Origin of the sequence: Brachybacterium sp. p3-SID957 (genome assembly GCF_025144775.1) — a bacterium.
Classification (GTDB): domain Bacteria; phylum Actinomycetota; class Actinomycetes; order Actinomycetales; family Dermabacteraceae; genus Brachybacterium; species Brachybacterium epidermidis.
The window spans coordinates 64,461-84,574 of sequence record NZ_JALXKT010000005.1 but is presented as its reverse complement, the minus strand read 5'-3'; the positions used below and the strand labels follow the sequence as shown (position 1 = coordinate 84,574).

General features: G+C 69.7%; 16 protein-coding genes, 2 tRNA genes and 1 pseudogene. 5 read left to right on the top strand and 14 right to left on the bottom strand.

Annotated features, from left to right (window positions below):
- Positions 1-100 precede the first annotated feature (100 nt).
- The 9 genes and pseudogenes from nrfD to M3B01_RS02075 all read right to left on the bottom strand — a co-directional run bounded on the left by nrfD (position 101) and on the right by M3B01_RS02075 (position 10,296).
- Positions 101-1,198 (bottom strand): NrfD/PsrC family molybdoenzyme membrane anchor subunit, encoded by a 1,098-nt coding sequence (gene nrfD / locus M3B01_RS02115; RefSeq protein ID WP_193865445.1) that lies wholly within the window; start codon positions 1,196-1,198, stop codon positions 101-103.
- A complete protein-coding gene (locus M3B01_RS02110) occupies positions 1,195-2,196 on the bottom strand; it encodes a 4Fe-4S dicluster domain-containing protein (RefSeq protein ID WP_193865446.1) in 1,002 nt (333 codons plus the stop codon). Before M3B01_RS02110 ends, nrfD begins: the two co-directional genes overlap by 4 nt.
- The gene (fdnG, locus tag M3B01_RS02105; protein ID WP_259789191.1) at positions 2,193-5,486 is read right to left on the bottom strand and encodes a formate dehydrogenase-N subunit alpha; all 3,294 of its coding nucleotides are present in this window, start codon (positions 5,484-5,486) and stop codon (positions 2,193-2,195) included. The genes M3B01_RS02110 and fdnG overlap by 4 nt, the downstream gene beginning before the upstream one ends.
- 129 nt (positions 5,487-5,615) lie before the next feature.
- Positions 5,616-5,963 carry a chorismate mutase gene (locus M3B01_RS02100; RefSeq protein ID WP_193865449.1) on the bottom strand — a complete coding sequence of 116 codons (348 nt, stop codon included), beginning with the start codon at positions 5,961-5,963 and terminating at the stop codon, positions 5,616-5,618.
- On the bottom strand, positions 5,963-7,342 hold the full coding sequence (clpX, locus tag M3B01_RS02095) for an ATP-dependent Clp protease ATP-binding subunit ClpX (RefSeq protein WP_259789190.1): 1,380 nt from the start codon (positions 7,340-7,342) through the stop codon (positions 5,963-5,965). The genes M3B01_RS02100 and clpX overlap by 1 nt, the downstream gene beginning before the upstream one ends.
- 104 nt (positions 7,343-7,446) lie before the next feature.
- Positions 7,447-8,694 carry a bifunctional glycosyltransferase family 2/GtrA family protein gene (locus tag M3B01_RS02090; protein WP_259789189.1) on the bottom strand — a complete coding sequence of 416 codons (1,248 nt, stop codon included), beginning with the start codon at positions 8,692-8,694 and terminating at the stop codon, positions 7,447-7,449.
- Positions 8,691-8,861: pseudogene (locus M3B01_RS02085) on the bottom strand (phosphodiester glycosidase family protein); the annotation flags it as partial. The gene M3B01_RS02090 and the pseudogene M3B01_RS02085, both read right to left, overlap by 4 nt.
- Before the next feature lie 62 nt (positions 8,862-8,923).
- Positions 8,924-9,574 (bottom strand): ATP-dependent Clp protease proteolytic subunit, encoded by a 651-nt coding sequence (locus M3B01_RS02080; RefSeq protein WP_193865581.1) that lies wholly within the window; start codon positions 9,572-9,574, stop codon positions 8,924-8,926.
- A gap of 92 nt (positions 9,575-9,666) precedes the next feature.
- Positions 9,667-10,296: an ATP-dependent Clp protease proteolytic subunit gene (locus tag M3B01_RS02075; RefSeq protein ID WP_193865452.1), complete on the bottom strand. Its 630-nt coding sequence runs from the start codon at positions 10,294-10,296 to the stop codon at positions 9,667-9,669.
- Between the two features lie 448 nt (positions 10,297-10,744).
- Here M3B01_RS02075 and M3B01_RS02070 point away from each other — a divergent pair, with 448 nt between their 5' ends.
- Positions 10,745-11,581 (top strand): NlpC/P60 family protein, encoded by an 837-nt coding sequence (locus tag M3B01_RS02070; RefSeq protein ID WP_259789188.1) that lies wholly within the window; start codon positions 10,745-10,747, stop codon positions 11,579-11,581.
- A gap of 367 nt (positions 11,582-11,948) precedes the next feature.
- Here M3B01_RS02070 and tig read toward each other — a convergent pair whose 3' ends face one another.
- A complete protein-coding gene (tig, locus tag M3B01_RS02065; RefSeq protein ID WP_259789187.1) occupies positions 11,949-13,472 on the bottom strand; it encodes a trigger factor in 1,524 nt (507 codons plus the stop codon).
- A gap of 86 nt (positions 13,473-13,558) precedes the next feature.
- Positions 13,559-13,632, bottom strand: a tRNA-Pro gene (locus M3B01_RS02060).
- Between the two features lie 240 nt (positions 13,633-13,872).
- Here M3B01_RS02060 and M3B01_RS02055 point away from each other — a divergent pair.
- The 4 genes from M3B01_RS02055 to M3B01_RS02040 all read left to right on the top strand — a co-directional run bounded on the left by M3B01_RS02055 (position 13,873) and on the right by M3B01_RS02040 (position 16,929).
- Positions 13,873-13,943, top strand: a tRNA-Gly gene (locus M3B01_RS02055).
- A 280-nt stretch (positions 13,944-14,223) separates the two neighbouring features.
- Positions 14,224-14,979 carry a methylated-DNA--[protein]-cysteine S-methyltransferase gene (locus M3B01_RS02050; protein ID WP_259789186.1) on the top strand — a complete coding sequence of 252 codons (756 nt, stop codon included), beginning with the start codon at positions 14,224-14,226 and terminating at the stop codon, positions 14,977-14,979.
- Between the two features lie 89 nt (positions 14,980-15,068).
- The gene (locus tag M3B01_RS02045) at positions 15,069-16,289 is read left to right on the top strand and encodes a PLP-dependent aminotransferase family protein (protein WP_259789185.1); all 1,221 of its coding nucleotides are present in this window, start codon (positions 15,069-15,071) and stop codon (positions 16,287-16,289) included.
- Positions 16,290-16,296: 7 nt separating this feature from the next.
- Positions 16,297-16,929, top strand: coding sequence for a M15 family metallopeptidase (locus M3B01_RS02040; RefSeq protein ID WP_259789184.1), 633 nt, complete (start codon positions 16,297-16,299; stop codon positions 16,927-16,929).
- Here M3B01_RS02040 and M3B01_RS02035 read toward each other — a convergent pair.
- From M3B01_RS02035 to M3B01_RS02025, 3 genes are read right to left on the bottom strand one after another with little or no spacing between them, the layout of a single operon-like run.
- Complete coding sequence (locus tag M3B01_RS02035) at positions 16,914-17,681, bottom strand: bifunctional 2-polyprenyl-6-hydroxyphenol methylase/3-demethylubiquinol 3-O-methyltransferase UbiG (RefSeq protein ID WP_259789183.1); 768 nt, start codon at positions 17,679-17,681, stop codon at positions 16,914-16,916. The two genes, M3B01_RS02040 and M3B01_RS02035, sit on opposite strands and share 16 nt — an antisense overlap.
- An 11-nt stretch (positions 17,682-17,692) precedes the next feature.
- Positions 17,693-19,255, bottom strand: a complete 1,563-nt coding sequence (locus M3B01_RS02030) for a hypothetical protein (protein ID WP_259789182.1) — start codon at positions 19,253-19,255, stop codon at positions 17,693-17,695.
- Complete coding sequence (locus M3B01_RS02025; protein WP_259789181.1) at positions 19,252-19,917, bottom strand: ABC transporter ATP-binding protein; 666 nt, start codon at positions 19,915-19,917, stop codon at positions 19,252-19,254. The genes M3B01_RS02030 and M3B01_RS02025 overlap by 4 nt, the downstream gene beginning before the upstream one ends.
- Positions 19,918-20,114 lie beyond the last annotated feature (197 nt).

Sequence of the window (20,114 nt, the reverse complement as noted above, 5' to 3'; positions counted from 1 at the left end):
GGCGCAGCAGGGTCGCGGCCGCCCCGGCCTGCTCCACCCCCGCGGTGTAGGCGCGCCGCCGCCCCCCCCCCCCCCCCTCGTCGTCGACAGAGCCGGCGGCTCAGCCTGAGGTGGTGATGGAGTCGTCGGTGATGCCGGCGGCCCGCCGCGCGGCCAGGCGCGCCTTCTGTGGTTCGATCACGCGGCGCGGATCCTTGGTGGACTCCAGCCCGGCCTCGAGCACACCGAAGCGGGTGAGCACCGAGGCAGCCACCAGGGCAGCACCGCCGGCCATCGACAGGGCGCGGCTGCGGCCACCGAGGACGGCCAGCACACCGCCGCCGATCGCCAGGCGCTCCGCCCACTCGAGCATCTGGCCCGGCCTGCCGGTCTCCAGCGGCTCCGCCTCCAGGGGGTGCATCGACTCCTTCATGGCGCGGGAGGCGAGCACATCTCCCACCACCCCGGCCGCGGCAAGCACGCGCGCGGGACGCGCCTGATCCACCGGGGTGGTGATCATGGCGGCACCCCCCGAGGCCAGCGAGGCGGAGGAGGTGAACAGGTAGGACATATGATTGCGACCGGCGGACCAGGTGGGGACTGCGGTGTCGCCCAGCAGCGCACCCGTGTAGGAGGCGAGTCCCGGGCCGAGGGCGGCCTGGCCCAGGGCAGCAGGCCCTTCCGCTGCCTTCAGCAGCGGACGCAGCGCACCCAGCGGGACCTTCTCGCCCAGCATCCGATCCACCTCGACCGCGCCCAGCACTCCGGAGATGGTGCCGAAGCTAGCCAGGATCCAGGTGCCCAGGCTCATCGGGGAGCTGATCTTGACGGTGCGCATCATGTTCAGGAAGCGCTCCGGGCGGCCCAGGTCCTCGATCAGGGCCAGCGTGCCCACGCCGACCGCACCTAGCGCCAGCAGACGGCCGTTGCGGCGCAGCGCCGGGCGATCCGTCAGCTGGGCGCCATAGGACAGCAGCGAGGAGCCACCGGCCAGGCCTCCCAGGAACAGGTACACGGCGATCGGGCCTCGCCACGGCGGAGCCTTGACCACCTGACGCCCGTAGTAGGAGTCGAACTGGACGTCGTCCACCAGCGCCATCTCGCGTGAGCCGTCCGCTCCCACCTGGCCCGCGCGCCGCCGCCGACGGCGGCCCGTCCCGGAGCGTCCCTTGCGGGGCTCCTGGGGCGGTCGATCGGAATCGAGATCGGAGATGCTCACCGCTTGCCTCCCATGAACGCCAGAGCCGTGGCCGCGATCATGCCGGCGGCGGCCACGCCGGCCCGCAGGTACATCTGCGGAAGGAACTTGGTGGAGACCTGCGGGTCCGGCGGCAGGCCGTACACCTCCGGCTCATCCAGCAGCAGGAACACCGAACCGATGCCGCCCACGCCGTCCTTCGGATTCGCGCCGTACAGGCGGGCCTCGGTCATGCCGCGCTCATGCAGCTCACGGACGCGCTCCTGGGCATCTCCCACCAGATCGTCGTGATCGCCGAACTTGATGGAGGTGGTGGGGCAGGTGGCCGAGCAGGCTGGCTGCTCGCCGTCCACCAGACGGTCGTAGCACAGGGTGCACTTCTTCGCGGTGCCCATGCCGGGCACCTCGCCGTCGTGCTCCACCCGCGGGGACACGGTGCCGTCGTCACGACGCTCGATCACGCCGAAGGGACAGGCACCCACGCAGGTGCCGCAGCCGTTGCAGACGTCATCCTGGACCACCACGGAGCCGAACTCCGAGCGGAAGATCGCACCGGTGGGGCACACGTCCAGGCAGCCCGCGTTGGTGCAGTGCTTGCAGACGTCCGAGGACATCAGCCAGCGGAACTCGGGAGTGTCCGGCGGGGTGGTGTCCACCCCACCCAGATCGCCCTCGGGCAGATCACCGCGGCGGCGGCCCGGCTTCGGGCCGATCGTGGGCATCCCCAGACCGACCAGCTTCCGACCCGACTCGCGCGCTTCCTCGATGCGGTCCTGGCCCTGCTCGACGAAGGCGACGTGGCGCCAGGTGTTGGCACCGAGCGCCCCGGTGTTGTCGTAGCTGGAGCCCAGGATCTCCAGGTTCCCGTCCACGGGGTTGCGGTTCCACTCCTTGCACGCCACCTCGCAGGCCTTGCAGCCGATGCAGATCGAGGTGTCCGTGAAGAATCCCTTGCGGGCATGGTCATGACCCCATCCGGAGGAGGCGGCGGGGCCGGCGGACCCGGCGAGCAGGCTCATCGGTTGTTCATCTCCTTCATCGACGGGGTGCCATCGGGAACAGCGGTGGCCTCCTCCGGGCCGCGGACCTCGTGCGGCGAGAAGCCGTCCACGGGGCCTTCACCGGGGGCGCCCATGGCACCGTCGACCTCGGCTTCCTCGGCGGGCACCAGCCCGGCGCGGTCGCGGTACTCGTCCACCAGCGCGCGGAGCTCGGCCCCATGGGGACGGCGGCCCGGGCGGATCGCGCAGGCGCTGTTCTTGCTGTTCTGGATCTGCACGTTGGCGTCGAGGTTCATGGCGATGAGGTCGTTGACCCCGTCGCCGGAGACCACGGCCTCCTTGCCCCGCGCCCAGTGGTAGGGCAGGCCGATCTGGTGGACCGTGCGATCACCGATCTGCAGCGGCGTCATCCGCTCGGTCACCAGCACCTTCGCCTCGATCGCGGAGCGCGCCGAGATGATGGTGGCCCAGCCGTACGGCTCCAGCCCCAGCTCCTCGGCCAGCTCCGGCGAGACCTCGCAGTACAGCTCCGGCTGCAGCTCCGCCAGGTACGGCAGGAAGCGGCTCATGCCTCCGGCCGTGTGGTGCTCGGTGATCCGGTACGTGGTGAACACGTACGGGTACACGTCGCCGCCCTCGGAGGACGCACCGGGCGAGGACAGGTTGTCCTTGCTGGTGAACGTCACCCGGGTGGGGTTGGACTGCTGCGAGTACAGCGGGTTCTCGACGTTCGACTCCGGTCCCTCGTAGTGGGTGGGCAGGGGCCCGTCCACCATGCCGGTGCCGGCGAAGAGCCAGGCACGGCCGTCGGACTGCATGATGAACGCGTCGGTGCCCGCCAGAGCCGCGGCGCCGCCCTTGGATGGATCGCCCGGATCGTCCGGTCGTTTGGTGGGCGGGAAGTCGGGGACGTCCAGCCCGGTCCACTTGCCCTGCTCCTCGTCCCACCACACGTGCTTCTTGCGCTCGCTCCAGGGCTTGCCCTGGGCGTCCGCAGAGGCGCGGTTGTAGAGGATGCGACGGTTGGCAGGCCACGCCCAGCCCCACTCCAGGGCTGCCTGCGGCTGCTCCTTGCCGGGCTTGCGGCGGCGGGCCTGGTTGATGCCGTCGGCGTACACGCCGGTGTAGATCCAGCAGCCGCCGATGGTGGTGCCGTCGTCCTTCATCTCACCGAAGGACTTCAGGGGCTCACCGGCCTTCTCACCGGCGATGTGCCGACCGTTGATCTCGGCCAGCACCGCCTCGGCATCCGGCTCGCCGTTCTCGTCCACCGGGTAGTCCCAGGTGAGTTCGAGGATCGGCCGGTCGCGCTCATCGGTGGAGTTCTTGAGCTTCTCGCGCACGCGCTTGCCCAGCTCGTAGGCGAACTCCAGCTCGCTGATCGCATCTCCCGGCGCGTCCACGGCCTTGTCGCGCCACTGGACCATGCGCTGGGTCTGGGTGAAGGAGCCCGACTTCTCGGTGTGGTTGGCGGCCGGCATGAAGAACACCTCGGTGCCGATGTCCTCGGGTCGGGTCTCCCCCGACTCGATCTCGGCGGAGTCCTTCCAGAAGGTGGCCGTCTCGATCATGTAGAAGTCACGGACGACCATCCACTTCAGGTGCGCCAGGCCCTGTCGCTGCATCCGCCCGTTGGCCGAGCCCACAGCAGGGTTCTGGCCGAACAGGAAGTAGCCGTCCACACCGTCCTCGAGCATGCGCATGAGGGTCTGGTAGGTGCCATGGGCGCCGGTGAGCTTGGGCAGGTAGTGGTAGGCCCACTCGTTCTCGGCCGTCGCATTGTCGCCCCACCACGCCTTCAGCAGGTTGATGGCGTAGATGTCGGCGTTGGCCCAGAAGCCCTTCTGCTCCTTCTTGCCGATGGCCCGCGCGTACTCCGCGAAGGAGTCCTGGCCGACCTTCGGCATCGGCAGGTAGCCGGGAAGGATGTGGTACAGGGTGGGGATGTCCGTGGATCCCTGGATGGTGGCGTGGCCACGCAGGGCCATGATGCCGCCGCCCGGGCGGCCCATGTTGCCCAGCAGCAGCTGGAGCACCGCGGAGGTGCGGATCATCTGCGGGCCGCCCTGATGCTGGGTCCAGCCCAGTGCATAGGCGAAGCAGGTGGTCCGCTCCCGGCCGGAGTTCTCGGTGACCGCCTTGGCCAGGTACTCGAAGTCCTCCTGCGAGATGCCGCAGGCGGCCTGGACCATCTCCGGCGTGTACCGGGCGTAGTGGCGCTTGAGGATCTGGAAGACCGTGCGCGGGTGCTGGAGGGTCTCATCACGATCCGGCAGGCCCCGCTGGAGCATGTCCTTCTCGCCCTGGTAGGCCCACGACTGGTTGTCATAGGTGCCGGTCTCCGGGTCGTACCCGGAGAACAGGCCATCGAGATCCTCGGTGTCCTCGAAGTCCTCGCGGATGATCGTGGACGCGTTGGTGAAGGTCTTGACGTACTCCTCGAACCAGAGGTCGTTCTCCAGCACGTAGCGGATCACGCCGCCCAGCAGCACGATGTCCGTGCCGGAGCGGATCGGGATGTGCTTGTCCGCATTGGCGGAGGTGCGGGTGAAGCGGGGATCCACGTGGATCACCTTCGCACCGCGCTTCTTGGCCTCCATCACCCACTGGAATCCCACCGGGTGGGCCTCGGCCATGTTCGAGCCCTCGATGACGATGCAGTCAGCGTTGGCCATGTCCTGCAGGTACTGCGTGGCGCCGCCACGTCCGAACGAGGCTCCCAGACTGGGAACCGTGGACGAGTGTCATATGCGGGCCTGGTTCTCCATCTGGATCGCCCCGGCGGCGGTGAAGAACTTCTTGAGGAGGTAGTTCTCCTCGTTGTCGATCGTGGCACCGCCCAGGCTGGCGATGCCCATCGTGCGGCGGACGGGCCGACCCTCCGGGTCGACGTCCTCCCAGTGGTTGCGCCGCGCCTCGATGAAGCGGTCCGCGATCATGTCCATCGCTTCCTCGGCGTCGAGGTCCTGCCACTCAGTGGCGTAGGGGGCGCGGTACTTGACCTTGGTCTGGCGCAGGGTGGAGTTGGCGAGCTGCTCACTGGCCGCGCCCTTGGGGCACAGGCGCCCGCGCGAGACGGGCGAGTCCGGATCGCCTTCGATCTGGATGACCCGACCGTCCTTGTGGTAGACGCGCTGGCCGCAGCCCACGGCGCAGTAGGGGCAGACGCTCTGGGCGACACCGTCGGCGGTGGCGGTGCGCGAGGTGGTGCTGCGAGTCTTCTGGGACATGACCGCGGTGCCGCGTCCGGTCTTGTCCGCACCCCGCAGCTGCCGGATCACCGGCCAGTCAAGGAACTGGGTAGACATGGATCCACCATAGCACCGGGCAGATCGAAAGTGGCCTCTGTCCTGCGCAAAGGCTCGGCACAACCCCTCAATTCCGCAACGCCGACGGTGCGGATATCGGCGCGGGGCAGGTGGCGCTGGTCAAGATGCCTAGGGTGAGCCGTCCTCGCGGATGCGCTCGTGGTGCCGGATCACCTCGGTGACGATGAAGCGCAGGAACGCCTCGGCGAAGGTGGGATCCAGGCCCGCCTCACGGGCCAGGGCCCGCAGCCGGTCCACCTGGCGCTCCTCCCGGGCCGGATCGGCCGGCGGGAGCCCGTGCTCCGCCTTCAGCACGCCCACGCGCTGGGTGTGCCGGAAGCGCTCGGCGAGCAGGTGCACCAGCGCCGCGTCGATGTTGTCGATGCTGCGCCGCTCGTCCAGCAGGACCGCCTGCGCCTCGGTCGCGTCGTCTGCGCCCGTCGGGACCGCCTGCGCCTCGGCGTCGTCTGCGGGCATCAGGCGCTCTTCTCGCCGCGCGCGCGCCGTGAACCGCGCTCGCTGTCCTTCTCGGCGTCCTTCCCGGTGAGCATCATCGGGGCTCTCCCTTCGGTGATCACGCCCTCGGTGATCACTACACGGGTCACGTCGTCGCGGGAGGGGACGTCGAACATCACCGGTTGCAGGGCATCTTCCATGATGGCCCGCAGTCCGCGTGCGCCGGTGCCGCGCTCGATAGCCCGATCCGCGATGGCCTCCAGGGCACTTCGCTCGAAGTCCAGTTCCACCCCGTCCAGTGCGAACATCCTCTGGAACTGCTTGACCAGTGCGTTGCGGGGCTCGGTCAGGATGCGGATCAGCGCCTCCCGGTCGAGGTTGGCCACGGAGGTGATGACGGGCAGGCGGCCGATGAACTCGGGGATCAGCCCGAACTTCAGCAGGTCCTCCGGCAGCAGTTCGGCATAGATCTGCTCCTGCTCCATCGGCGTGTGCAGTTCCGCCCCGAACCCGATGCCGCGCTTGCCGATGCGGGAACCGATGATGTCCTCGATCCCGGTGAACGCCCCCGCCACGATGAACAGCACGTCGGTGGTGTCGATCTGGATGAACTCCTGGTGCGGGTGCTTGCGCCCGCCCTGGGGCGGCACCGCCGCGACCGTGCCCTCAAGGATCTTCAGCAGTGCCTGCTGGACGCCCTCGCCGGAGACGTCGCGGGTGATCGAGGGGTTCTCGGCTTTGCGCCCGATCTTGTCGACCTCGTCGATGTAGATGATGCCCCGCTGGGCCCGCTCCACGTCGTAATCGGCGGCCTGCAACAGTTTCAGCAGGATGTTCTCCACGTCCTCGCCCACGTATCCGGCTTCGGTGAGGGCTGTCGCATCGGCCATGGCGAAGGGCACGTCGAGCATCTTGGCGAGGGTCTGGGCCAGGTAGGTCTTCCCGCACCCGGTGGGTCCCACGATCAGCACGTTGGACTTGGCGACCTCGACCTCGTCGTGCTCGGCGGGCTGATCCGCATCCGCGCCCTTCGGGGCGGGCCGGGTCGAGCCCGTGGGCCCGGACGGTCTCGCACCGGCCCCGGCGGTCGTGGCCTGCTGCGCCCTGATCCGCTTGTAGTGGTTGTACACCGCCACTGCCAGGCCCCGCTTGGCAGGCTCCTGGCCGACGACGTACTCCTCCAGAAAGTCGAAGATCTCCCGGGGGGTGGGGAGGGCGGCGGGCTTCTCGGGGGCAGGCTGGGCGGCCTGGATCTCCTCGGCGATGATCTCGTTGCACAGTTCGATGCACTCTTCGCAGATGTACACGCCCGGCCCCGAGATCAGCCGTTCCACCTGCTTCTGCGACTTCCCGCAGAACGAGCACTTGAACACCTCAGCACTCTCGCTCGTGCGCGCCATGTGCTCCCTCCCGGTCGGTACGGACAACGCACCCAGGCTACCCGCGTCTTGGCGTGGGCCCCGATCATTGACCCGGCCGGGGTGTCACCGGTCTGCCCGGCCGCTCACGGGACCGGTGCCCGTCGGTGGGCGAGCACAGCGTCCGATGGGGCCACGGGCGCTGTGTCCGAGGGGGTGGCGGGTTCGGCTGCCGAGGGGGTGCCGGGCTGCGCACTGGGCCGGGCCAGGGCGCGCTGGATGACGAAGGACACCGCGAACAGCAACAGGTCGGTGAGGACCTTCGCCGCCAGCAGCGGCATCCCGATGCCGCTCAGCACCGGAAGGACGACGGCCGCGCCCACCACGAGGCCACCGGCCAGCATCACATAGTGCAGCAGACTGCGAGCCCAGCCCACACCACCGGTGCCCAGCACCAGATACCGGTTGATCGACCAGTTCAGCGCGCCGGAGACCGCCCGCGCCACGGCCAGGGACACCACCAGGGGATTGCCCGAAGCGGCCAGCAGCAGGAACAGTCCGGTGTCCACGACAGCCGCGCCGAGTGAAGACAGGGCGAAGGCGAACAGCGGTGCCAGCACCCGTAGGGAGTCCCGCACGGGGCGGAAGTGACTGGAGGCGTTGTCGTCGGTGTACACGGCGCGGATCAGCACCTGGATCAGCTGGTGGCGGCGCTTCAGATGGGTCATGAGGTGCCTCATCTCGTACTCGTAGCGGGAACCGGGGGTGGCGGCGGCCGTCGCCAGCAGGTGGGGGTCGATTCCGCGCAGGCCGGTCTGGGTGTCGTGCAGCCAGTGACCGGTCACCGTCGCCAGCAGTACGGAACTGGCGTGATTGCCCACCCGACTGCGCAGCGGGGTGCCGGGTCCGAAGCGCCGCACCCCCATCACCAGGGCGGGCGCGGCGGGGTCATCGCGTTGGGCCTGGGTGAGCGCGGCGGCGACGGCGGCAACATCCCGGGGTCGGTGCTGGCCATCGGCATCGACCGTGACCACCCCGCACCCCGGGAACAGGGTGCGAGCCGCCTCGATCCCAGTCTTCAGCGCGGCGCCCTTGCCCCGGTTGAGGGGACTGCGCAGAACATGGGCTCCCTGCCGTTCCAGGAGCGCGAAGAGCACGTCCGCACTGCCGTCGGGGCCGGGACCGGTGCCGTCGTCGACCACGATGATGCCGAGCGGCCGTACCGCCTGGCGGAGGGGGGCGAGGAGAGCGGGCATGGCCACGGAGGGGTTCAGCACCGGTATCAGCAGCACCACGGCGGGCACGGGCGAGAGAGGGTGCACCGGGGCGTTCGGTTGCACCGGGGCGCTCGGGGGCGCCGTGGTGGGGCTGGTGGAGTCATGCACGGCGCTCACCCCGCCACGTACAGGATGTCGGAGGTGCCGCGTTCCTCATTCTTGCCACGCGGCCTGTTGACCAGCTCCCCCTGGAAGACCATGGTGCTGGAGCCGCCGCCGTCCAGGTTGTAGCCGACGACGCAGTCCTCGTCGAGCAGCATCTGCCCCAGGGCGGGCCTCGTCATCCGTCCAGCGGTCGCATCTGGCATCGGGCGGGTCATCCACGATGCGACCGGCCGTCATCGTCTCACCGTGAGATCTGCGGCGAGGCGTCCTTCCGAGAGGCGAGCACCTGGTCCACCAGACCGTAGTCGAGCGCGCCCTGGGCGGTGAGGATCTTGTCACGCTCGATGTCCCGGCTGATCTGCTCCTTGGAGCGGCCCGAGTGGTGCGCGAGGGTGTCCTCGAGCCACTCGCGCATGCGGAGGATCTCGTTGGCCTGGATCTCGATGTCCGAGGCCTGGCCTCCGCCCTGACCACCCATGGCGGGCTGGTGGATCAGGATGCGGGCGTTGGGCAGGGCGAGCCGCTTGCCCGGGGCTCCTGCAGCCAGCAGCACGGCGGCGGCGGAGGCCGCCTGCCCCAGGCACACCGTGGTGACCTCGGGCTTGATGTACTGCATCGTGTCGTAGATGGCCGTCAGCGCGGTGAACGAGCCGCCGGGGCTGTTGATGTACAGGGTGATGTCGCGGTCCGGATCCTGGGACTCGAGGACCAGCAGCTGGGCCATGACGTCATCGGCGGAGGCGTCGTCCACCTGGACGCCCAGGAAGATGATGCGGTCCTCGAACAGCTTGGTGTACGGGTCCTGCCGCTTGAAGCCATAGGCAGTGCGCTCCTCGTACTGGGGCAGCACGTAGCGCGACGTGGGCATCGGGCCGGCCTGCGCGAAGGGCATCGCCGGGGTCGTGGAAGCGGACGGGCGGGGATCGAAGGTCACGGGTTCTCCTTGCGTGAGAGGTGCGGTGGCAGGGGGTGAGGGGCGGAAGGTCAGTCCTCCGTGCCGCCACCGCCCGTGACGTCACCGGCGCGGTTGACGATCTTGTCGATGAAGCCGTACTCCAGGGCCTCCGCAGCGGTGAACCACCTGTCGCGATCGGAGTCGGCAGTGATCTGCTCGACGCTCTTGCCGGTCTGCTCGGCGATCAGCTCGGCCAGCTGACGCTTCATGGACAGGATCAGATCCGCCTGGATCTTGATCTCGCTGGCGGTGCCGCCCAGCCCGCCGAGCGGCTGGTGCATGAGCACGCGGGTGTGCGGGGTGGCGAAGCGCTTGCCCTTGGCGCCCGAGGAGAGCAGGAACTGCCCCATCGAGGCCGCCATGCCCATGCCCACCGTGACCACGTCGGGCTGGATGTACTGCATGGTGTCGTAGATGGCCATGCCGGCGGTGATGGAGCCACCGGGGCTGTTGATGTAGAGGTAGATGTCCTTGGTGGGGTCCTCGGCGGCCAGCAGCAGCATCTTGGCGCAGATGGCATTGGCGTTGTCGTCCCGCACCTCGGAGCCGAGCCACACGATGCGCTCGCGAAGCAGCCGCTGGTAGACGTTGTCGTCGAGCCCGAGCGGGTACTCCCCGGTTGCGCTGCGGGGCGAGTTGTCATGGGGCGTGGAGGTCACGGGTGTCTCCTTCGTGGTGGGATCGGCGATGAGATGACTCTAGGCGCTGGGTGCGACGAAGCGGTCCCCTGTTCGCCGCGGGCGCACTGCGAGGCGCCGAGAGCACCCGAAGGCGCGGAAGCTCAGCGAGCACCTCCGGGGGTGACACGGACCGCACTCCCCCGCGGCCCTCACCCCCGGGAACGTCAAGTCGTCCCCGCTTCGAGTAACGTCCGATGGCTCCCCGGCAAAAGCATCGTCAAGTTCGTTCCCCGGCCCTTCCAAGCAGGCTGACCGCAGGCACCACCGGCTCCTACGGTGGTTTCACCGCCTGGAGCCCGTGAGGATTTCGGGCCCGGTCCCACCGGACCGCAGAGCCCGACCGTCGCCACCCGGCGAACGGGACGCAGAACAGAACAGACACCCTCGGCAGCCCCCGACCGAGGCTGGAAGGAACGAAGAGCACACCATGGCACAGCACAACACCCACCGCGCCGCAGGCCGCGCCACCACCCCGATCAGCAACGCCCACGTGGCCGCCCGTGGCATGGGTGGTGCGGCCGTCCTGGGCACCGTCCTCGTCGGCTCCGCCTTCGTCGGTGGCGCCGCGCAGGCCGCCCCCAGCGCTCCCGCTCCTGCGGCGCCCGTGACGGCTCCCGCCGCACCCGCCACCGCCCCGGCCGCCCCCGAGGCCGCCGCCCCGAGCCTGGTGCTCAACAGCACCGAGAAGCTGCGCTGGGGATCCCGCGGCGGTAACGTCTCCGACCTGCAGAGCGGCCTGAACCAGAACGGCGCACGCCTGGCCGTCGACGGCATCTTCGGCCCCCGCACCCACGCGGCCGTCAAGGACTTCCAGCGCGCCAACGGCCTGCAGGTCGACGGCGTGGTCGGTCCCCAGACCCGTGGAGCCCTCAACGGCGGCTCGTCCGTGCCCTCCGGCGGCACGTCCGCACCGACCTCCGGCTCCGTCTCCAGCAGCTCGATCGTCGAGCGCGCCCGCTCCGTGGTGGGCACCGGCTACACCTGGGGCGGCTCCTCGCCCAGCAGCGGCTTCGACTGCTCGGGCCTGGTCACCTACGCCTACCAGGGCTCCGGCCTGAACCTCAACGGCCGCACCAGCAGCCAGATCACCAACGGTGGCCGCACCATCTCCCAGTCCCAGGCCCAGCCCGGTGACATCGTGTCCTGGCCCGGCCACATCGGTATCTACGCCGGCAACGGCCAGGTCATCGACGCCTCCGGCTCCAAGTACCGCGTCACCGAGCGCGGGATCTGGGGCAACCCCACCTTCGTGACCTACCGCTGATCCTCAGCCACTGATCACACGCCGGCAGGCCCGGCTCCCACCACGGGAGCCGGGCCTGCCGCTGTTCCGGCGCGGCGGGCCAGTCAGGCCCGACAGTCGTCCTGGTGCAAAGGCCGGTCCACAACCGGCCCCGCCCTGTTCGGCGGCCGGATGCTCACCTCCTGAACAGGCCCCCGATAACCCGGAATGGACCTTTCTGTTCCACCCGAGCGCGAACGTGGAACGGAACGCCCATTCGGCTTGGACGCCCACTGGAGAGGACGCGCCCGCGGGGTGAACGGATGGGTCGACGCGAACGGGCCGCCACCCCCGTTGGGGATGACAGCCCGTTCATCGCTCAGACCCAGCACGTGGCCAGGCCACGAGCTCACTTCTCGGCAGGGGCGTCCTCGTCGGCCTTCTTGGCCGGAGCCTTCTTCACCGGTGCCTTCTTGGCAGGGGCCTTCTTGGCGGGAGCCTTCTTGACAGGCTTCTCCTCGGCGTCCTCGGACTCCTCAGCAGCCTCCACCTTCTTCGCAGCGGCGGTCTTGGCCGGAGCCTTCTTCGCGGGTGCCTTCTTCGCCGGGGTCTTCTCAGAACCCTCGTCGGGGTCCTCGTCCTCCGAGCCCTCCTCGGACTGATCAGCCTTCAGGCCGAGGTCCAGCGCCTCGCCCTTCTCGTTCTTGACCGTCACATCGGCGAGGGCCACGTCGAGCGCCTTGGAGCGCTGCACCTCGGCGAAGATCTGCTCGAGCTGTCCTGACTGCGCCAGCATCTGCAGCAGCTGGTTGGGCTCGATGCCGTACTGCGCCGACAGCTGGGTCATGTAGGTCATCAGGTCGTCCTGGCCGACCTGGACCTCGCGGGTCGCATTGATCTCGTCCAGCAGGAACTGGGCGCGGATCGCCTTGACGGTGTCCTCGCGGATCTCCTCGCCGTGCGGATCGCCGGCCTCCTTGCCCTCGTTCTGCAGGTGGCCGAGGATCTCGTCCTCCACCAGCTGATCGGGCACGGGGATCTCGATGTCCTCCAGGAGCTTCTCCAGCAGGGCGTTGCGGGCGAGGGCCACGCGGTTGCCCTCGGCGTCCTTCGCGGCCTGGGTGCGCAGGTCGTCCTTGAGCTCGTCGATGGTGTCGAACTCGGAGGCCATCTCGGCGAACTCGTCGTCGGCCTCGGGCAGCTCGCGCACCTTGACGGACTGCGGAGTGACCTTGATCAGCGCATCCTGACCGGCGTGCTCACCACCGGCGAGCTTGCTGGTGAAGGTGGTGGTCTCCCCTGCGGACAGGCCCTCCAGAGCCTCGTCCAGCCCCTCGAGCATGTTGCCCTGGCCGATCTGGTAGGAGACACCCTCGACGGACTCGATCTCCTCGTCCTCGATGGTGGCCAGCATGTCCAGGGACACGAAGTCGCCGTCCTCGGCGGGGCGGTCCACGCCCACCAGGGTGCCGAAGCGCTCGCGCAGCTCGGTCAGGCGCACCTCGACGGCATCGTCGTCGACCGCGGGCTCCTCGATCTCGATCTCGACGGAGGAGAAGTCCGGCAGCTCGATCTCGGGGCGCACGTCCTGCTCGACGACGAACACGAGGTTGCCGTCCTCGGAGCCGTCCAGGCCGGGGATATCGCTGACCTCCACCTCGGGGCGGCCCACCGGCTTGAGCTCGACCTCGGAAGCGGCCTTCTGGTAGAAGTCCGGCAGGGCGTCGTTGACGGCCTCCTGCATGATCGCGGGCCGGCCGAAGCGCTGCTCCACGAGGCGAGTGGGGACCTTGCCCTTGCGGAAGCCCGGGATCTGAACCTGGTCGGCGATCTTCTTGGTGGCGGCCTCGACGGCGGGCTTGAGCTCGTCGAAGGGCACCTCGACGGTGAGCTTGACCCGGGTGGGGCTGAGCTTCTCGGACGCGGTCTTCACTGGTCAGGTCTCCCTGTGGATGAGTCGTTCAGGTGGTCTACGTGTTCGCCGCGGGGCGCAGGTGGTGCAGCGACCCGGAGGCGGAGTCGGGGTGACAGGATTTGAACCTGCGGCTTCCCGCTCCCAAAGCGGGTGCTCTACCAAGCTGAGCTACACCCCGGAGGGCAACCCACCGGATATTACCCGTTCGCGGCACCGTGCGCTGTGCCCACCCGATGGCGCTGTGAGCAGATGCATGCTTCCAACCGGGTCCTGCGGCGTGATCCTGAGGCCGGGATCTGGTTCAATGGTCTGCGATCCCCGCCTGCAGCGACCATGCGAGCATCCGGGGATCGCCACCGGTCCAGGCGGGCCGCAGCGTTCCGCATTCAGGCCAGAATCCGGCATCGCTGCAGGTCATGCGGATGTAGCTCAATGGTAGAGCCTCAGTCTTCCAAACTGATTACGCGGGTTCGATTCCCGTCATCCGCTCTCGTGTCCTGAGTCGCGACATGGTTGACAGACCTGTCGCGACTCAGTTTTTTCTGCTGCCGGGGGTCACCGCCGGGGCGGGGACCGATGCGCCGGTGGGTGATCTGCGGATTCGCGGCGCAGGCGAGTACAGGGTCAGCGCCGTGCGCCCCGGTGCGGATCGGCGGGGCCTTGACGATCTCGCACGGAGCGGCCTGGCCGCGCCCTGATCCGGAACCGCCCCGACCACGTTGTCCGGATTCCGGTGGCACCGCGAGCCGTCGAGGAGTTCACTGGGGGCATGCAGGAGCTCACCGATGACCAGCGCTACGCCGCCATCACGGCGAGGGACGCCCGTTTTTTCGACGGCGTGTCCTTCACGTGCGTGCGCTCCACCGGCATCTCCTGCCGCCCCTCCTGCCCCTCGCGCACCCCGGGCCGCGACCGCGTCGAGTTCGTGCCCAGTGCTGCTGCCGCCGTGGCGCGCGGCCGGCCGGCCGGCCGGTACCGCGCCCGCATCCGTCCTGCCGAAGGATCCATCACGACCATGCCCGCACCGCTGATGGCCGGCATCCGCCACCGCAGGATCGACACGCCCCTGGGCACCTACGTGCTCGCCGCGGGCGACGATGCCCTGATCGGGGTCTGGCGCCAGCAGCAGAAGCACTTCCCGGTGGTTTCCCAGCTGGGCGATCCCGCCGGCCACACCCACCCCGTTCTCGATGCCGCCGCGACCCAGCTGGGCCAGTACCTGGCCGGTGAGCGCGCCGACTTCGAACTGCCGCTGGCCGCGGTGGGCACCCCGTTCCAGCACCGCGTCTGGGAACAGCTGCAGCGGATCCCGTTCGGAGGCACCACCACCTACGGCCAGATCGCCCGTTCGGTGGGGAGTCCGCGGGCGGCCCAGGCGGTGGGCGCCGCCGTCGGTTCCAATCCGCTGTCGATCGTGGTCCCCTGCCACCGGGTGCTGGCCTCGAACGGGGCCCTGACCGGGTATGCGGGTGGCGTGGAGACGAAGCTGGCGCTGCTGCGGCTGGAGGGCGTGCTGGCGGATTGAACGGCCGCGCCTCGCCGGCGACCGCCCCGGCAGGGTGTGCGGGCGTGGGGCTCACCCGCTCCACATGATCGCAGTGGCACGATGGCCAGATGACCGATGCGCCGTTCCGATTCCCCGTCGCCGCCCGCTATGCGGGCATGGAGTCCTCCCCGCTGAAGGACATCTTCTCCCTCGCAGCTCGGGAGAACGTGGTCTCCTTCGCGGGCGGCATCCCGGATCCGCAGCTGTTCGACCTGTCGCCGATCGCGGAGGCCTACGACTGGGTCCTCACCCATCAGGGCACCCGGGCCCTGCAGTACGGGGTCAGCGAGGGCGAGAGGGAACTGCGCGAGCAAGCGGCACGGCGGCTCTCGCGCACGATGCCCACCGATGCCTCGCAGATCCGCGTCACCTCCGGCTCCCAGGAGGGTCTGTTCGTGATCGCCCAGGCGATGCTGGAGCCGGGGGACGTGGTGCTGGTGGAGTCCCCCACCTATCTCGCCGCGGTGCAGGCCTTCGCCGTGCACGGCGCCCACATGATCGGGGTGGACACCGATGAGCACGGCGTGGTGCCCGATGCGCTCGAGGAGGCGATCCGCACCCACCATCCCCGGTTCGTGTACCTGATCCCCACTTTCCAGAACCCCACCGGACGCACCATGCCGGTGGAGCGGCGTCAGGCAGTGGCCGAGGTGCTGCTGCGCACCGGCACCCCCCTGGTGGAGGACGACCCCTACGGTGAGCTGAGCTTCACCGGGAGCACCTGGGCGCCCATCGCCGCCCTGCCGGGGATGAGCGAGCGCACCCTGCTGCTGAACTCGATGAGCAAGCTGATGAGCCCGGGGGTGCGCATCGGCTGGATGCGCGCCGAGGGGCCCATCCTGGACACCCTGGCCGTGGCGAAGGCGGCGATCTCCATGCAGTCCTCCGTGGTCGACCAGCTGACCGTGGCCCGCTACCTGGCCACCGCGGATCTCGACGCGCACGTGGCGCAGGTCAGCGCCGTGTACCGGGAGCGGCGCGATGCGATGGCGCAGGCCCTCGCGCCACTGCTCCCGGCCGGGGCACACATCACCCACCCCGACGGCGGGATGTTCCTGTGGGCGGCCCTCGGGAAGGGCTACGACGCCCAGGACATGCTGACCGAGGCGGTCGACGCCAGCGTCGCGTACCTGCCGGGCTGGTCCTTCTTCGCGAGCGATCCGGACCGCTCCACGATGCGCCTCAGCTTCGTCACGCACTCCCCCGAGGTGATCGGGGATGCGATCTCCCACCTGGGTGAGGTCATCGCGCGGCGGACGGAGTCACTCCAGGGGCACCGAAACCTATAGTGGGCTCGTGCTGCTCCTCTCAGACCCTCGACTGCTGGAGATACCGGTGGAGGACACCGGTGAGCCGCTCATCGATCTCACGGATGTCTCCGACCTGAGGATCGATGACCGCAAGGCCGACCCGGAGGGCGCGTGGCGCAGGCTCCGCCGGAAAGTGGCCGAGCGACTGCTGATCGCGCGCAGGGCGCTTCCCGATCGGTTCGACCTGCTGTTCATCGAGGGCTACCGCCCTGCCGGGCTCCAGAGCCAGTACTTCAGCGAGTATCTGTCCCACCTCATGGCGCAGGATCCCGGCCTGAGCGAGCACGCGGCCCGCATCGAGGCCAGCAAGTACATCTCGCCAGTCGAGGTCGCCCCGCACCCGTGCGGAGCCGCCGTCGATCTGACACTGACCGAGAACGGCATCGAGGTGGACATGGGCACCCCTGTGAACCAGACGCCGGAGGACAGCGCGGGCGCATGCGTCATGAGTGCCGAGAACATCTCTCCGGGCACCCGACGGGCACGGCAGATCCTGACCGAGGCCATGGACGCAGCCGGCTTCGTGAACTACGAGCCTGAATGGTGGCACTGGTCCTACGGCGATCGGATCTGGGCCGCACGCACGGATGCTCCGTCCGCGCTCTACGCACCCCTCTGAGAACGAGGTCCCCCACCTCCCGAGCGCGCCCGAGGGCGATGCGGGTGCTCCGGTGGCTTCTGCCAGGCGAGCGTCACGCGGAAGCCCTCGCGGCGCCGCAGCCGCGCACCAGGAAGCACGGCACGGGTGCGCGTGCGCAGTTCCGCGAACCCCATGGCGGGGTCGCGAACGGGCATGTCGGTGTCGATCGATTCTGCTGTGGCCGGTCGGGGATGCTTGATCAGGCCGATGACGGGGTTCGCCAGAACGTTCAGGGCGTCCCAGGCCGTGTCGAGGGGCCCGCGCGAGGCGGTGAGCGCCACGACCAGCAGGTGCCCGCCGGGGCGCAGCAGGCCATCAGCCGCGGCGAGAGCGCGTTCCAGGTCCATGTGGTGGAGCGAGGCCACCATGGTGATGGCGTCGTAGCGGGCGGTCGCGCGGTCGCTGTCACCCGCCCCGCCGCAGGTGATCTCCTCGAAGGACGCCCGGTGGATGCGCACCCGTGGGTCGCCCCGAAAACGGGCATCTGCGACCTCGGCCATCATCGGGTCGGGGTCGATGCCGTCCACCCTCGGTATCCGCTCGGCGAGCACTGCGACCAGGTCACCGCGACCGCAGCCGACGTCGAGCACGGACTCACACCGACTCGGCAGGGCGCGCAGGATCCACCGGTGGAAGTGCTGGTTGTGGTCCCACGGGTGACGGTCGTTCAGCCGCTTCAGCGACCGGACGGCACCGCGGATCAACGGATTCGGGGTGGTGCGGAGGTCCATCGCCTCTCCTCTCAGCTGCGCAGCTCGCGGAAGCGGGAGCGGGTCATCAGCACGATCCCCATCATCAGCAGCACGACACCGAGCAGCAGCCACAGCGCGCCCATCGTCCCTCCCACCGCCAGCAGCCCGCCTGCCATCAGGGCCAGCAGGATCGCGTCGGACTGCCACACCAGCATCGGGAACACCGAGAGGTCGCCCTGCGCAGTGGGCATCGGGGTGGCCAGCTGCAGCGGCATCGGCCCCTTGGCGGCGGCATGCACCCGCAGCGCCACCAGCACGGGTGCCAGCGCCACCGGCACCAGCACAGCCGCCGGCACCGCAGCGCCTCCGCCCCCATCACTGCCGACAGCAGCGCCGGTCCCCCACAGGGACACCACTCCTCCCAGGGCGCCCATCGCCCCGAGCAGCAGCGTCGGCGCGAGGAAGTGCAGCACGGCCTGCACCGCCGCGCTCTGCCCCAGCAGCGCCGGCGCGCCGAGCGTGTGGACGGCATGCCGGATGCCGTCGACGAAGGAGCTGCTGGCGGCCCAGGCGCCGAGCGTGCCGACGGCGATCGCGGTCCAGGCCAGCGGCCCGGTCCCCAGCAGACCCCAGCCGAGTGCGCAGGCCGACAGACCCGCACCGAGCACGCCGATCACCGAGCGCTCCGGGGTGCGCAGCCAGGCGACGGCGTCGCGTCGGGCGTAGAGCAGGACCATGGGTCCCCCTCCTATCGCGGGCAGGCGACGACCGGTGCTGGCCCGCGCCCGGAAGGCGCCGGCGGCCGCGGTGAGGTCCCCGGTGGTGGCGGAGGTGGAGGCCGTCTCCCAGCGCATCGCCTGCTCCAGCAGCACCGCGCCGCGCAGCCGGTCCAGGCCCGGCACGCAGGCCGCGACCGCGAGGGTTCCGATGGCGATCAGCCCGATCGCCCAGGCTGCGGAGTCACCGCCCGCCAGCGGGTAGGCGGCGCCGGGGCCGATGGGGACGGGCACCGCCGCGCACAGCACACCCAGCATGGCGAGCACGACCGCCAGGATCCGCCGCGGGGTGCCCCTCAGCAGCTCCCCCAGGAACCAGCAGGCGCCCAGCAGCAGACCGGTCCCCACGGATGCGAGCAGGAACCAGGCTGCTGCCTGCAGGTCAGTGCGCCCCACCGTGAGCAGGGTGATGCCGATGAGCGCAGCCACGGTGGCGCACCCCGTCACCGGCACCAGCACAGAGCGCACGAACGGCCGCCACAGCACGGCACGGCGACGAATCGGTCCTGCCGCAAGGGTGGTGGTGAAGAACGGCGCCAGCAGCGCCGGGCCGCGCACGGCCCCGACCAGCAGGAGCGCAGCCGCTGCCATCAGCGCCACCGCAGTGGCCGTCCTCGGGGCGGCATCGGCAAGCAGCACGGGGACCACGTCCGGCCGGGCCAGTCCCATGCCGATCGCCCTCAGCACGGGGATGACCAGCACCGCGATGCTCAGCACCACCAGGTAGACCAGGTAGGCGATGTCGGTGCGGCTACGGGCCCCTCGGCGGGAGGCCCAGATGCTGCGGATAGCCCCCAGCGAGGCCCGCTGCTCGCGCTTGTCGACGGCGGAGCTCACTCCTGGATCTCCAGCACCTCGGTGGCCAGCTCCTGCACCAGGCGCGGGCTGTGACTGGCGATCACCAGAGCGGCGCCGTCCTGTGCACGCCGCTGCAGAGCACCCATCACCAGCCCCAGGCGATCAGGATCCAGCCTCTGCTCGGGTTCGTCCAGCACCAGCACGTCGAAGGGGCGCGCCAGCGTGAGGGCGATGGCCACCAGCTGGCTCTGCCCGCTGGAGAGCTCATGGGGGTACCGGGCGCCGAGCTGCGCGATGCCCAGCTCCGCCAGCTGCTCCTCGGACCGGGTGCTCGCGTCCTTCGCCCGCACACCCCAGGTCGCGGCGATGAACTGCAGGTGCTCGGCGATGGTGAGGTCTCGGGCTGTCTGCGGGGGGCCGATCAGCGCGGCGAGGCTGCGGCGGAAAGAGCGGTCCCGGTCATCCGGCACCCGGCCCCGGACCAGCACCTGCCCGGAGGTGGGCTCGAGGATCCCGGCGATGGTGCGCAGCAGCGTCGTCTTCCCGGCGCCGTTCGGCCCGGTCACGGCGAGGATCCCCCCGGGATCGACCGATCCGGTGGCCTCCACCAGCAGCACCGCGCCGTCGAGCACCACACCGACCTGGTCGATCAGCACGGCAGGTCCGTCAGGGCGGGCGGCGTCGGGGTTGGGTGGGGTCATGGTCCCATTCCACCCCATTCGGTCCACGGAGCGATCCGACCTCGGTCGACACGTTCCCGACCGAGGTCGACAGCCCCCAGGGGGGTGCATGCGCACTCGGAAATGTCACCCCCTAGATTTCACGTCAGAAACATGGGATGATGATGACGCTCCGTCACAAGTGTCGTCGGCCTGAACACGCAGGTCGACAGACATTC

Bases quoted from the DNA above. Each gene is read 5' to 3' on its own strand.
- M3B01_RS02070 (WP_259789188.1), top strand. From the start codon at position 10,745: ATGGCACAGCACAACACCCACCGCGCCGCAGGCCGCGCCACCACCCCG.
- M3B01_RS02110 (WP_193865446.1), bottom strand. From the start codon at position 2,196: ATGAGCCTGCTCGCCGGGTCCGCCGGCCCCGCCGCCTCCTCCGGATGG.
- M3B01_RS02025 (WP_259789181.1), bottom strand. From the start codon at position 19,917: ATGACCCCACCCAACCCCGACGCCGCCCGCCCTGACGGACCTGCCGTG.
- M3B01_RS02050 (WP_259789186.1), top strand. From the start codon at position 14,224: ATGCAGGAGCTCACCGATGACCAGCGCTACGCCGCCATCACGGCGAGG.
- M3B01_RS02045 (WP_259789185.1), top strand. From the start codon at position 15,069: ATGACCGATGCGCCGTTCCGATTCCCCGTCGCCGCCCGCTATGCGGGC.
- M3B01_RS02080 (WP_193865581.1), bottom strand. From the start codon at position 9,574: ATGCCCTTCGCGCAGGCCGGCCCGATGCCCACGTCGCGCTACGTGCTG.
- M3B01_RS02100 (WP_193865449.1), bottom strand. From the start codon at position 5,963: ATGCCCGCAGACGACGCCGAGGCGCAGGCGGTCCCGACGGGCGCAGAC.
- M3B01_RS02035 (WP_259789183.1), bottom strand. From the start codon at position 17,681: ATGGACCTCCGCACCACCCCGAATCCGTTGATCCGCGGTGCCGTCCGG.
- clpX (WP_259789190.1), bottom strand. From the start codon at position 7,342: ATGGCGCGCACGAGCGAGAGTGCTGAGGTGTTCAAGTGCTCGTTCTGC.